This window comes from Actinomadura sediminis (assembly GCF_042675525.1).
Taxonomy (GTDB): Bacteria; Actinomycetota; Actinomycetes; order Streptosporangiales; family Streptosporangiaceae; genus Spirillospora; species Spirillospora sediminis.
Genome location: NZ_JBHTJA010000033.1, coordinates 1 through 12727, shown reverse-complemented (window position 1 = coordinate 12727; position 12727 = coordinate 1). Strand labels below are relative to the sequence as shown.

Below are 12727 nucleotides of genomic sequence, written 5' to 3'. Positions count from 1 at the left end.
CCCTCACCCCGCGATCCGCACCGACGTGTCGGTGCCCCAGATCGCCATGCCGAGCATCAGGTCCGCCACGTTGATCACGACGAGGCTCGTGCGCACCGCACGGCCCACCGCGACGCCCACGCCGGCCGGCCCGCCGCTCGCGTTGTAGCCGTAGTAGCAGTGGATCAGCATCACCAGGACGGCGAAGATGATCACCTTGCCGAACGACCACAGGATGTCGTTCGGCGGCAGGAACAGATTGAAGTAGTGGTCGTAGGTGCCGGTCGACTGCCCGTAGAACGTCGTCACGACGATCCGGGTCGCGCCGTACGACGCCAGCAGACCCACGATGTACAGCGGGATCACCGCGATCATCCCGGCGATCATCCGCGTCGTCACCAGGAACGGCATCGACGGGACGGCCATGACCTCCAGCGCGTCGATCTCGTCGGAGATCCGCATCGCGCCGAGCTGCGCGGTGAACCCGCACCCGACCGTCGCCGACAGCGCCAGCGCCGACACCAGCGGCGCGATCTCGCGCGTGTTGAAGTACGACGCGACGAACCCGGTGAACGCGGCCGTCCCGATCTGGTCCAGCGACTCGAACCCCTGCAGGCCGACCTGGCTGCCGGTGAAGAACGTCATGAAGCCGACGATCACCACCGAGCCGCCGATCACCGCGAGGCCGCCGGTGCCGAGGCTCACCTCCGCCAGCAGCCGCATCACCTCGGTGCGGTACCGGCGCAGCGCCCGGAACGTCCACGCGAACGCCCGCAGGTAGAACGACAGCTGGTGCCCGAAGTCGTCCAGCCGCTGGAGCGGCACGTTCAGCCACCGGCCGAACGTCCGCCCCGCCTTTCCAGCCGTCGCCATCACATGCCCTTCGACGGAACGAACTGGAAGTACAGCGTGGAGATCAGGAAGTTCTCCACGAACAAGAGCATGAAGGTGATGACCACGGTCTGGTTGACCGCATCGCCCACGCCCTTCGGGCCTCCCTTGGCGTTCAGTCCCTTATATGCCGCGACCAGGCCGGCGGTGATGCCGAAGACGAACGCCTTGAACTCCGCCTGGAGCAGGTCGGGGAGCTGCGCGATCGCGTTGAACGAGGCCAGGTACGCGCCCGGCGTCCCGTCCTGCAGCATGACGTTGAAGACGTAGCCGCCCATCAGGCCGACGACCGACACCAGGCCGTTCAGGAACAGCGCCACGAACGCGCACGCCAGCATCCGCGGGACCACCAGGCGGTGCAGGGGATTGATCCCCAGCACCTCCATGGCGTCGATCTCCTCGCGGATCTTCCGTGATCCGATGTCGGCGCACATCGCCGACCCGGCCGCGCCGGCGATGAGCAGCGACGTGACCAGGGGGCTCGCCTCGCGGACGATCGCCACGACCGCCGTCGCGCCGGTGTAGGACTGCGCGCCGAGCTGCCGGATCAGCCCGCCGACCTGCAACGACAGCACGCCGCCGAACGGGATCGCGACCAGCATCGTCGGGACGACCGTGACGCTGACGATGAACCAGGCCTGCTGGATGAACTCGCGCCACTGGAACGGCCACTGGAACATCGCGCGGCCGGTGTCCAGACACAGGGCGAAGAACCGCCCCGGTTCCCTGACCACGACGTTCGTCGCGCCGTCGCCGATCTTGCGGAGCGACACACGGGACGACCTGCCGTCTTCACCGCCCTGGTTCGCGCCGATACCAGGAGTGGACATCAGTGATTCGCACCCGCCCCGTACTGTCCGGGCGGCGGGCCGCCGGGGAACTGGCCGGGCGCGGCGGCGGCTCCGCCGGCCGGGGCCAGCGACGCCACGTAGCGCGGCCACTCCTCGACCCAGTTGCGCCCCAGGTCGTCGATGAACGAACCGGGCGGCGGGACGACGCCGTGCGCCGCGCACCACGCGCCGGGCGCGTGCTGGCCCGCGCGCAGCAGCCCGTTCGTCGGCATCTGCTGCGGCGGGATCGGCGGCAGCTTGCCCGGGTCGTGCCCCATCTTCGCCTCGGCCTCGAGCTCGGAGGCGTCCTTCTCCTCCGACATGCCGATCGGGCCGATCTTGCTCGCGTTGAGGAACTGCCGGACGACCGGCTCCTCGCTCGACAGCAGCATCTCCCGCGGCCCGAACATCGCCAGGTTCCGCTGGTACAGCAGGCCGATGTTGTCCGGGACGGTCCGGGCGGTGTTGATGTCGTGGGTGACGATCAGGAACGTCGCGTTGATCTGCGCGTTGAGGTCGATGAACACCTGGTTCAGGAACGCGGTCCGCACCGGGTCGAGGCCGGAGTCCGGCTCGTCCACCAGGAGGATCTCGGGGTCCAGCACCAGCGCGCGGGCCAGGCCGGCGCGCTTCTTCATACCGCCGGAGATCTCGCCGGGCAGCTTGTACTCGGCGCCGAGCAGGCCCACCAGGTCCATCTTCTCGAGGACGATGCGCTTGACCTCGGACTCGGACTTCTTGGTGTGCTCGCGCAGCGGGAACGCGATGTTGTCGAACAGGTTCATCGAGCCGAAGAGGGCGCCGTCCTGGAACAGGACGCCGAACAGCTTCCGCGTCTCGTACAGCTGCGACTCGGGCAGGTTGGGCAGGTCCCGGTCGCCGATCCAGATGTGCCCGCGGTCCGGCTTGAGCAGCCCGACGAGCGACTTCAGGAAGACCGACTTGCCGGTGCCGGATGGGCCCAGGAGAACGGAGATCTCCCCTGCGGGAATGGTCAGCGACACGTCCTGCCAGATCACCTGGCGGCCGAAGGACTTGGTCAGGCCCTCAACTCTGATCTCGACGCCCACTCGTCACCTTTCGTCCAGGCCGGGGGGAATCCCGAACCAATGAGCGAGTAGTACTCAGGCTCTGTCTTACCGAGGCTGTCTTACCGAGGCTGTCTTACCGAGGCTGTCTTACCGAGGCTGTCTTACCGAGGCTGTCTTACGGAGGTTCTGTCGTCACACCGCGTGCCCGTCCCCTTGCTACCGTCCGGTAGCCGTGACGGGTGCCACTACCGTAGCGACCTCCCGGGCAAATGGAAGAGGTACCGGACCAGATCAGCGGCTAAATGCGACGTCGTAAGACAATCGTTACTTACGGCGTCTATGAGACTAGTGGTCCAAGAACCGACACCTCAAGCCGGGGGGTCACGGCGCGGCCGTCCGCTGTTGCCCGACGGGCGGCCGTTACGGGAGCGGCCCGGTGGGGCCACAGCACCAGAACGGGACGCTACGCCCCGGTATGTGACCCGCACAACCCGCCCCGGCACACGGTTTGAACCGGGCATTTATCACCTCGGGACAGAAAACCGAGGCCCCTGACCAGCATGGTTGCGCAGCAACCGACAACCCGCAGCACCCGACGACGCGGGCCGGCCGGCCGCCCGGTGGCCGCTCCCCGTCCACGCGCGCTCGCGCCCGTCCGTCCGGCCCCGCCCGGGTGCGGGGAGGCGTCCGGAGCCGGACACGCGAGAAGGCGGCCACCCGGAACGGGTGACCGCCTTCTGCGACGCGGTGGAGCCGAGCCGCACGGCTCCGGTGCGCGAAGGTCCTGCGGACCGTCCTGGCTACTTGACGGTGACCGAGGCGCCCGCCTTCTCCAGGGCCTCCTTGGCCTTGTCGGCGGTCTCCTTGTTGACCTTCTCCAGCAGCGGCTTCGGCGCGCCGTCGACCAGGTCCTTGGCCTCCTTCAGGCCGAGGCTGGTGAGCGCGCGCACCTCCTTGATGACCTGGATCTTCTTGTCGCCGGCACCCTCGAGGATGACGTCGAACTCGTCCTGGGCGGCCTCCTCGCCGCCACCCTCGCCGCCACCGGCGGCCGGGGCGGCCGCGACGGCCACGGCCGGAGCGGCGGCCTTGACGTCGAAGACCTCTTCGAACTGCTTCACGAACTCGGAGAGCTCGAGAAGGGTCATCTCCTTGAAAGCGTCGAGCAGCTCGTCGGTGCTGAGCTTCGCCATGATGTTTCCTCCGCTATGGCTTGAAACTGGGGTGTACGGAACCGCGGGTGCCTATTCGGCGGACGCTTCGGCGGGGGCGGTCTCGCCCTCGCCCTCGCGCTTGGCGCGCAGCGCCTCGGCGAGCTGAGCCGTCTGCGTCGGCAGGGCGTTGAAGAGCGCGGCGGCGTTCGCCATGGAGCCCTTCATCGCGCCGGCCAGCTTCGCGAGGAGCACCTCGCGAGACTCCAGGTCGGCCAGCTTGGTGACCTGCGCGGCGTCCATCGACTGACCGTCGATGTACCCGCCCTTGATCACCAGCGCCGGGTTCGCCTTGGCGAAGTCGCGCAGGCCCTTGGCGGCCTCGACCACGTCGCCCCGGACGAACGCGATGGCCGACGGGCCTTCGAGCAGCTCGCGGAACCGCTCGTCGACACCGGCCTCGTTCGCGGCGCGCTTGGTCAGCGTGTTCTTCACAACGCGAAAACGTGCGACCTCGCCGAGGTTGCCGCGCAGTTCGGTGACCTGCGCGACCGACAGCCCGCGGTACTCGGTCAGCACGGCGCCGTTCGAGCTCTCGAACTCGTTCTTGAGCTCGGCGATGGCCGCATCCTTGTGGTCCTTGGCCATGGCCCTCCTTCCGATTACCTTGGGGAAGCCGCCGGGGCGAAAAAGGTCTCGGAAAAGGGAACGCCCCGGCGCAGGCGCACGGGGCGTGGACATGACGCGGAGGTCATGCGGAAGCTCTCGTCTCACCTACGCGGGCCGCCCGAATCTCTTCGGGTCCTTCGGCCGCCCGTGAGCGGGCGGCGACCGGCGGTCTTCGGCACGGAACAGACTACGCGGGCGAGCGCCCTCAGACCAAATCGGCGCGTCCCGTAACGGCCGAGGGGGCCGCGCCCTCCGGCGCGACCCCCTCGGCTCGGGTCGGGGATTCCGGGTCAGCTGCCGCCGAGGCCGCCGCCCATGCCCTGCATCATCTCGGCCATGTCGGTGACCTGGCCCGCGGGCGGCGCCGCGATCTGCACCGGCTTGCCGTAGTCGCGGTAGGTCATCGTCATCGACATCGCGCCCGCGGCGGACGACGGCGTCGTCATCGCCATCTTCTGCGGGAGCTGCTGCCCGTCCACCCACACGTCGAACTTCATCGACTCCATGCCCGTCTGGGCGATGGCCGCGCGAGCCGCGTCCTGCTGCTCCGCGGGAAGCTCCGCGATGGCGTCCGCCAGCTTGTACGTGCCCGAGTAGTGCGTCGTCTCGACGCCGTTCACGTTCTCCTTGCCGACCTCACGGACGTCCTTGGACGCCGTCAGCTTCTTCATGTTCTGCACCGGGTCCATCTGCTGCGACTGCTGCAGCATCTGGTCGATGTTCAGCCCGGCCGCCTTGCCCGCCTCCTCGAGGGAGATCTTCATCCAGGGCTTGCCCCCGGCGCCGGGCAGCTCCGACAGCATCGGCATCTTCATGTACATGGTGCGGCCGATGAGCAGCTGCTCCATCCCGGCCATGGACTGGCCGCCGACGGACATCTCGGTGTACTTCATGCTGTACGCCAGCTCGGGCTTCAGCTGGTACTGCATGACTCCGGCCGCCTTGACGTTCCCGTCGGGGGCCTGGACGGTCATGTCGAAGTCGGCCTGGAAGCTGTCGATCTGGCCGGTCTTCTCCGCGCTCTTGCCCAGCACCTGGGCCGCGCTCAGCTTCAGGTTCTCGCCCGCCTGGCTCACCTTGTCGCCGGCATCGCCGAGACAGCCGGTGAGCGAGAGGGTCAGGCTGGTGACCAACGCGGTCCCCACGGCGAACCGACGGATCATCTTCACGGTCTCCTCGCATCGTCGAAGAGCGGCCCGGCCGGGACCGGACCGCCCTTTATTCGTTCCTTATGACGCGGGAGACCCCCGCCCGGTTCGCCCCGAACTGGAATTTCCGTCAGTTAACGGTCAGTTACCGCCGAGGAAGGACTGCAGGGAGAGCGTCCCGACCTGGTCGGCCGGGGGCGGGTTCACCGACACCGGCTCGCCGTACTCGCTGTAGACGACGGTCACCTCGCCCGCGTGCCCCCGGTCGCCCTTCACGTTCGTCTCGAGCTTGCGCGGCAGGTTCTCGCCGTCGGTCCACAGGTCGAACTCGATCGTCGCGTCGGCGTCCGCCGGCATGTACTGCCGCACCTCCTCGCGCGTCTGCGCGTCGAGGCGGCTCAGCGCGTCCTGGACGGTGACGGTGCCGGCGTAGTGCGTCGTCTGGACGCCGTTGACCTCCTCGGTCCCGACGCGGCGGACGTCCTCGGAGCCGGTGAGCATCTTCGTCTGCTCGGCCGGGTTCACCTTCCGGACCTGGTCGATCAGCCGCCGGACGTCGAAGCCGCTCTGCTGCGCGACCTGGTTCACGTCGATCTTCACCCACGGCTTGCCGTCCGCGACGAACCGGGCGAGCTGCGGGACCTTCGCGTACAGCACGTCGCCGGTGTAGATGGCGCGCCCCTGAAGGCCCGGGATCGCCGACCCGCCCCGCGACGCCTCGTCCAGCTCGGCGGAGAACTTCAGCGTCGGCCGCAACTGGAAGCGGCCGTTGGCGCGGATCTTCCCGGCGCCGTCCCCTTCGGTCGTGACGGTCAGGTCGGCCTGGAACGTGTCGGCCTTGCTCGTCTCCTTCGACGAGGCCAGCAGCGCCTCGTTCGCGCTGAGGTTCACGTTGGCCGCCGTGCCGCCCGACCCGTCCCCGCCGCAGCCGGACAGCAGGAGCACCGCCCCCATCGCGGTTCCGCCGGCGGCGACCATGAGTCGTCGGTTCATCGGTTCTCGAGCCTCCTTGATCGCCCTGCTCGTTACCCACCAGTCTGTAGGCGCGGCGGGAACGCGGCATCCCCCGATGGTACGAATGCCGGGCGATCCGGTACGCCTCTGGAGGTACCGGCCGGGATGACGAACGGGCTCCCGGGGACGTCTCAGCGGTAGGAGCCGAACGTCATCGAGCCGTCCAGCCCACCGGCCGGGGCCTGCGCCTTCAGCCCGATCCAGGTCGGACGGCCCTTCGCGTTCGCCCACAGGTCCACGCCGGCCCCGGTCTCCGCCGGGACGACCTTGCCGATCTCTTCCGCCGCCTGCCGCGGCAGCAGCGGGTACAGGTGGCCCATGGCGGTCTCGGCGAGGAAGTGCGTGCGGCCCTGCGCGTCCGGTCCCTCCGCGAACAGGCCGGGGAGGCTCGCCATCAGGTACGTGAACTGGCGGGGGTCCGACTGCGTCTGTAGCTGCGTCAACTGGGCCTCGGTCAGCTTGGACTGCGTCCACTGCCGCCCGTCGTACCCCTTCAGAACGCCGTCCTTCACCACGACCTTCTCTGTCACCTTGGACGTCTGGCCGTCCTTGACCGTGGTGGTGACGCCCGTCGCGGTCAGCGCGAACTCCGGGTAGAGCGTGAATTCCGCGGTCTCCGCCGCGTGCGTGTAGTCGCCGCCCGTCCCGAGCGTCAGCTTCACGTCCGTCTTGCGGACGAACGCGCGCAGATCGGGGCTCGGCTTCGGCTGCTCGTCGGGCAGCACGGCCTTCGCGGCCGCGCTCCCGCCGCCCGCCGCGGCCGTCCCGGCGCCGCCGGACGAGCCCGCGCCCGCGCCCGAACCGGCCCCGGCGCCCGCGCCGGAGCCCGTCCCGGTCCCGGGGACCGCGCCGCCGGAGGGGGTCAGCGTTCCCGTGCCGGGCCCCTCCCCGGCGGCGTCCCGCTCGGCCATGGCGGCGGCGGGCGGCATCGCCCCGGCGTCCGGCCCCGGGCCGCCGCCGGTCTTCACCACCGCCAGGACGACCGTGGGGACGACCGCCACGGCACCGAGCGCGGACATCGCGATGATCCGGTCCGTTCTACGCTTCACGGCCCCGATTCAACACCAGGTTCCCCGGCGGTAACAAAGGTCTTCGCATATCGGTTTGGCCATTTCCGGACCAGATATCCGGTAATCCCCCTCTTTCCGCCGGAAACGCCACAGGGCGCCCCCGTGCGGGGACGCCCTGTGATCAGGCCGAACGGATCAGGCGGTCTCGAGCTCCGCCGTCAGGTTGCGGACCGCGTTCGGGTCCACCGGGATGCTCGGGCCCATCGAGGTGGTCAGCGCGGCCTTCTTGACGTACCGGCCCTTGGCGGCCGACGGCTTGAGCCGCTGGATCTCCTCGATCGCCGCCGCGTAGTTCTCCACCAGCAGGCGCTCGTCGAACGACGCCTTGCCGATGATGAAGTGCAGGTTCGCGTGCCGGTCGACCCGAAACTCGATCTTGCCGCCCTTGATGTCGGAGACGGCCTTGGCCACGTCCATGGTGACCGTGCCCGTCTTCGGGTTCGGCATCAGGCCGCGCGGACCGAGCACCCGGCCCAGCCGGCCGACCTTGCCCATCTGGTCCGGCGTCGCCACGACCGCGTCGAAGTCCAGGAAGCCGCCCTGGATCCGCTCGATCATGTCGTCGGAGCCGACGAAGTCGGCACCGGCCTCGCGGGCCTCGTCGGCCTTCGCGCCGCCGGCGAAGACCAGCACGCGGGCGGTCTTACCGGTGCCGTGCGGCAGGTTGACGGTGCCGCGCACCATCTGGTCGGCCTTGCGGGGGTCGACGCCCAGCCGCAGGGCGACCTCGACGGTCGCGTCGAACTTGGTGACCGCGGTCTCCTTGGCGAGCCGCACGGCCTCGACCGGGCTGTACAGCCGGTCGCGGTCGATCTTCTCGGCCGCGGCGCGGTAGCCCTTGCTGCGCTTCATGCTGTTCCTCCAGTGGAACTCGTGGTCGCGGGCCGCGCCCGGCCCTCCCACGTGACGGACTTACTTGACCTCGATGCCCATGGACCGCGCGGTGCCCGCGACGATCTTCTCGGCGGCCTCGAGGTCCTTGGCGTTGAGGTCGGGCATCTTGGTGCCGGCGATCTCGCGGATCTGGTCCGCGGTCACCGAGCCGACCTTGGTCTTGTGCGGCTCGCCGCTGCCCTTCTCCACGCCCGCGGCCTTCAGGATGAGCTGCGCGGCCGGCGGGGTCTTGGTGACGAAGGTGAACGAGCGGTCCTCGTAGATGGTGATCTCTACGGGGATGACGTTGCCGCGCTGGGCCTCCGTCGCAGCGTTGTACTGCTTGCAGAAGTCCATGATGTTGACGCCGTGCGGACCGAGCGCGGTACCGACCGGCGGCGCCGGGGTCGCGGCGCCCGCCTGCAGCTGCACCTTGACGACTGCGGCGACCTTCTTCTTGGGAGGCATGCCTCACCCCTTGTGTCCCATTTTTCGATGGCTCCGACTCCCGGAGTTCCGGGCAACACGGCGGCTGGAACGATTCCGCCGTGTGGGAGCCGCTGTACGCCCCTGGTCGGGGCGGGTCTGTCAGATCTTGGAAACCTGGTTGAAGGACAGCTCGACCGGAGTCTCGCGCCCGAAGATGCTGACCAGCACCTTGAGCTTCTGCGCCTCGACGTTGATCTCGTTGACGGTGGCCGGGAGCGTCGCGAACGGGCCGTCCATGACGGTGACGGACTCGCCGACCTCGTAGTCGACGGTCGCCTGCGCCTTCGCGGGCTCCTTGGCCTTGACGGCCCCGGCGACCTCTTCGGGCTCGGGGGCCAGCAGCTTCGCGACCTCGTCCAGGCTCAGCGGGGACGGCTTGTTCAGCAGGCCCACGAACCCGGTGACGCCCGGGGTGTTGCGGACCGCGGCCCAGGACTCGTCGGTGAGGTCCATGCGGACGAGGATGTACCCCGGCAGGACCTTCTCGTTGACCTTCTGCCGCTTGCCCTGCTTGATCTCGGTGACCTCGTGCTGCGGGACCTCGATCTGGAAGATGTAGTCCTCCATGTTGAGGGTCTGCGTCCGGGTCTCGATGTTGGTCTTGACCCGGTTCTCGTAACCCGCGTACGTGTGCACGACGTACCAGTCGCCCGGCTGGAGCCGCAGCTCCATCTTGAAGTCGGCGTACGGGTCGACCGGGGGCCCGGCGGGGACCTCGTCGGCTTCGTCCTCTCCGGCGCCCTCACCGGTCTCCGCGCCCTCACCGGTCTCCGCGGCCTCACCGGTCTCCGCGGCCTCGCCCGGCTCGGCGTCCTCGCCCTCGGTGGCGGCCTCGTCCTCGGCGCGCACCTCGGCGGCGAGGTCGGCGGCGCCCTCGGCGACCTCCGGACCGGGGGGCTCTTCGCCCTCGAGCTTCGTGTCCGCGGGCTCGCCTTCCCCGGCGGTGACGGCCGCTTCGGCCGCCTCGTCGGCGGGCTCGGCCGCCTGGCCGGCCGCAGCAGCCGCAGCGGACTGGGCCTCTTCCACGGCCTCGTCGTAGGGCTGTGAGGACTCGGACACGGTGTCTCTTTCTCTCGGTCTGCGCTGACTGGTTGTACGACGGTACGGCGGTGCGGCCGTTCGGCGGCCGCGCGCGGCCCGGACGGCCGATGCGCCGGTCGTCCCGGCGGGGCTGGGTCAGCCGAAGATGGCGTAGATGCCTTCCTGCAGACCCCAGTCGGCACCGGAGACGAGCGCGACCATGAAGATGACGAACACCAGGGAGACCGTCGTGTACGTGATCAGTTCCCGGCGGGTGGGCCAGATGACCTTGCGCAGCTCGGCGACGATCTGGCGCACGAACAGCGCGGGGGAGGTCCGCTTCCCGACCTTCTTCCGCTTGCCCTTGCCGTCGTCCTTGGCCTCGGGCTCGCCGCGCGTCTCAGTCGCCATGCCGCCGTTCACCTCATCGGTCGTGTTCTGACCACCTCGTGGTCGCCGCGCCGTTCACGCCTTCGCGCGTCACGGCGTCGGCCGCCGCGACGCGGCCGGCACGGGTGCGCGCACCGCACCTCGCAGGGCAGGAGGGACTCGAACCCCCAACCGCCGGTTTTGGAGACCGGTGCTCTACCAATTGAGCCACTGCCCTTCATTCTCCGAAGACGGAGAACTGCCCGACCGGGTGGCCGAGCGCGTGCCGGTTACCAGCTTACGGCCTCCCGAGGGTCGCTCGTGCGGACAGCCTCGTAGCCGGTGACGCGTCACTAGTGGCAGGAGTCTACGTCGCCGCGGCCCCCGCGTCGAACCGAAACCCCAGAAGATCGTCGGGTCGGGGTCGCGGAACGCGCCCCCACCGGCCCATACATATCGCTCTGGTCACCGGCCGGGGTCTGTAACGATAGGGGTATGAGCATCGACCGTCCTCGCATCTCCAAGCGCATCTCCGCGATCTCCGAGTCCGCCACGCTGGCCGTCGACGCCAAGGCCAAGGCGCTGAAGGCCGCCGGGCGTCCGGTCATCGGGTTCGGCGCCGGAGAGCCCGACTTCCCGACCCCCGACTACATCGTCGAGGCCGCGGTGACGGCCTGCCGCGTCCCGCGGTTCCACAAGTACACGCCGGCCGGGGGGCTGCCGGAACTGCGCACGGCGATCGCCGAGAAGACCGCGCGCGACTCGGGCCTGCGCGTCGAGTCGTCCCAGGTCCTGGTGACCAACGGCGGCAAGCAGGCGGTGTACGAGGCGTTCGCCGCGCTGCTCGACCCGGGCGACGAGGTGCTGGTGCCCACCCCGTACTGGACGACCTACCCCGAATCGATCAAGCTCGCGGGCGGCGTGCCGGTGGACGTCGTCGCCGACGAGACGACCGGGTACCGGGTGAGCGTCGAGCAGCTCGAGGCGGCCCGCACGGACCGGACGAAGGTGCTGCTGTTCGTCTCCCCGTCGAACCCGACCGGCGCCGTCTACACCCGCGACCAGATCGAGGCGATCGGCCGCTGGGCGGACGAGCACGGCCTGTGGGTGATCACGGACGAGATCTACGAGCACCTCGTGTACGGGGACGCCGAGTTCTGCTCGATGCCCGTCGTGGTGCCGGAGCTCGCCGACCGCACGCTCGTCCTGAACGGGGTCGCGAAGACGTACGCGATGACCGGCTGGCGGGTGGGCTGGATGATCGGCCCGGCCGACGTCGTGAAGGCCGCGCAGAACCTCCAGTCGCACGCGACGTCCAATGTGGCGAACGTCTCGCAGGCCGCCGCGCTCGCCGCCGTGACGGGCGACCTCGGCGCCGTCGCCGAGATGCGCAAGGCGTTCGACCGGCGCCGCCACACGATGGTCAAGATGCTGAACGAGATCCCCGGGGTGCTCTGCCCCGAGCCGGAGGGCGCGTTCTACGCGTACCCGTCGGTGAAGGAGCTGCTCGGCAAGGAGATCCGCGGCAAGCGTCCCGAGACGTCCGTGGAGCTGGCCTCGCTGATCCTGGAGGAGGCCGAGGTGGCGCTGGTGCCGGGCGAGGCGTTCGGCACCCCCGGCTACTTCCGCCTGTCGTACGCGCTCGGCGACGACGACCTGGTCGAGGGCGTGTCGCGGGTGGCGAAGCTGCTGTCCGAGGCGAGCTGACGAGCTGACGATCGGACGACGGCGAAGGGCCCCGGGCTCCGGCTCGGGGCCCTTCCCTATGGCCGGACGCCCTCGGCGATCCGCATGAGGTCGGCGGCGACGGCGCCGCGCGCCTGGACGGTCGCGCCGACGCCGGGACGCGGCAGCCAGGAGATCTGCCGCCCCGAGCCCGGTGCGGCGCCCTCCAGCGCGGGCGTCCCCCGGACGGACGTCCGGGAGGGGACGCCGACGGACGGCGCGAGGTCCTCGGGCCCGCCGATGCCGGTGCCCTCGACCAGCCGGATCGTCACCCGCCCGGGCTCGCCGCGCCACTCGCACGTCGTCGTGGTGCGGGCGGTGTCGCGCTCGGTCGTGCACGGGCGCGCGGCGGCGAGGCCGTCCGGCAGGTAGCCGAGCCACGCGGGGAGGGACGGCCGGACGCGCGGCGCCTCGACGGCCAGCCCGCCGGGCGCGGCGGTGGCCGGGCGCGGCGTCCGCGGCCCCGCG

Annotated in this window: 14 protein-coding genes and 1 tRNA gene; 1 reads left to right on the top strand and 14 read right to left on the bottom strand. The window is 69.9% G+C overall.

From position 1 onward, the window contains the following. Positions 1-3: 3 nt before the first annotated feature. From ACFQ11_RS17735 to ACFQ11_RS17675, 13 genes are all read right to left on the bottom strand, one after another. On the bottom strand, positions 4-852 hold the full coding sequence (locus ACFQ11_RS17735; protein ID WP_378299850.1) for an MlaE family ABC transporter permease: 849 nt from the start codon (positions 850-852) through the stop codon (positions 4-6). Next, the gene (locus ACFQ11_RS17730; RefSeq protein WP_449193569.1) at positions 852-1700 is read right to left on the bottom strand and encodes an MlaE family ABC transporter permease; all 849 of its coding nucleotides are present in this window, start codon (positions 1698-1700) and stop codon (positions 852-854) included. Before ACFQ11_RS17730 ends, ACFQ11_RS17735 begins: the two co-directional genes overlap by 1 nt. Next, positions 1700-2770, bottom strand: coding sequence for an ABC transporter ATP-binding protein (locus tag ACFQ11_RS17725; RefSeq protein ID WP_378299848.1), 1071 nt, complete (start codon positions 2768-2770; stop codon positions 1700-1702). The genes ACFQ11_RS17730 and ACFQ11_RS17725 overlap by 1 nt, the downstream gene beginning before the upstream one ends. 761 nt (positions 2771-3531) lie before the next feature. Beyond that, positions 3532-3924 carry a 50S ribosomal protein L7/L12 gene (gene rplL / locus ACFQ11_RS17720; RefSeq protein ID WP_378299846.1) on the bottom strand — a complete coding sequence of 131 codons (393 nt, stop codon included), beginning with the start codon at positions 3922-3924 and terminating at the stop codon, positions 3532-3534. A 51-nt stretch (positions 3925-3975) separates the two neighbouring features. Continuing rightward, positions 3976-4530, bottom strand: coding sequence for a 50S ribosomal protein L10 (gene rplJ / locus ACFQ11_RS17715; RefSeq protein ID WP_378299844.1), 555 nt, complete (start codon positions 4528-4530; stop codon positions 3976-3978). Positions 4531-4841: 311 nt separating this feature from the next. Beyond that, on the bottom strand, positions 4842-5714 hold the full coding sequence (locus ACFQ11_RS17710; RefSeq protein WP_378299939.1) for a DUF6612 family protein: 873 nt from the start codon (positions 5712-5714) through the stop codon (positions 4842-4844). Between the two features lie 126 nt (positions 5715-5840). Further along, positions 5841-6692 carry an LppX_LprAFG lipoprotein gene (locus ACFQ11_RS17705; RefSeq protein WP_378299842.1) on the bottom strand — a complete coding sequence of 284 codons (852 nt, stop codon included), beginning with the start codon at positions 6690-6692 and terminating at the stop codon, positions 5841-5843. Positions 6693-6844: 152 nt separating this feature from the next. Then, a complete protein-coding gene (locus ACFQ11_RS17700; protein ID WP_378299840.1) occupies positions 6845-7762 on the bottom strand; it encodes a hypothetical protein in 918 nt (305 codons plus the stop codon). A 156-nt stretch (positions 7763-7918) separates the two neighbouring features. Continuing rightward, the gene (gene rplA, locus ACFQ11_RS17695) at positions 7919-8635 is read right to left on the bottom strand and encodes a 50S ribosomal protein L1 (RefSeq protein WP_378299838.1); all 717 of its coding nucleotides are present in this window, start codon (positions 8633-8635) and stop codon (positions 7919-7921) included. 60 nt (positions 8636-8695) lie between these two features. After that, entirely contained in the window at positions 8696-9124 is a 429-nt protein-coding gene (rplK, locus tag ACFQ11_RS17690; protein ID WP_378299836.1) for a 50S ribosomal protein L11, read from the bottom strand. A gap of 120 nt (positions 9125-9244) precedes the next feature. Further along, entirely contained in the window at positions 9245-10204 is a 960-nt protein-coding gene (gene nusG, locus ACFQ11_RS17685; RefSeq protein WP_378299834.1) for a transcription termination/antitermination protein NusG, read from the bottom strand. A 117-nt stretch (positions 10205-10321) separates the two neighbouring features. Beyond that, complete coding sequence (gene secE, locus ACFQ11_RS17680; RefSeq protein WP_378299832.1) at positions 10322-10576, bottom strand: preprotein translocase subunit SecE; 255 nt, start codon at positions 10574-10576, stop codon at positions 10322-10324. Positions 10577-10699: 123 nt separating this feature from the next. Continuing rightward, positions 10700-10772 (bottom strand) — tRNA-Trp (locus ACFQ11_RS17675). A gap of 257 nt (positions 10773-11029) precedes the next feature. Here ACFQ11_RS17675 and ACFQ11_RS17670 point away from each other — a divergent pair. Beyond that, positions 11030-12241, top strand: a complete 1212-nt coding sequence (locus ACFQ11_RS17670; protein WP_378299829.1) for a pyridoxal phosphate-dependent aminotransferase — start codon at positions 11030-11032, stop codon at positions 12239-12241. Between the two features lie 56 nt (positions 12242-12297). Here the strand turns inward: ACFQ11_RS17670 and ACFQ11_RS17665 are convergent. Then, positions 12298-12727, bottom strand: a 430-nt coding sequence (locus ACFQ11_RS17665) for a hypothetical protein (protein WP_378299827.1), incomplete at its 5' end; no start/stop codon positions are given.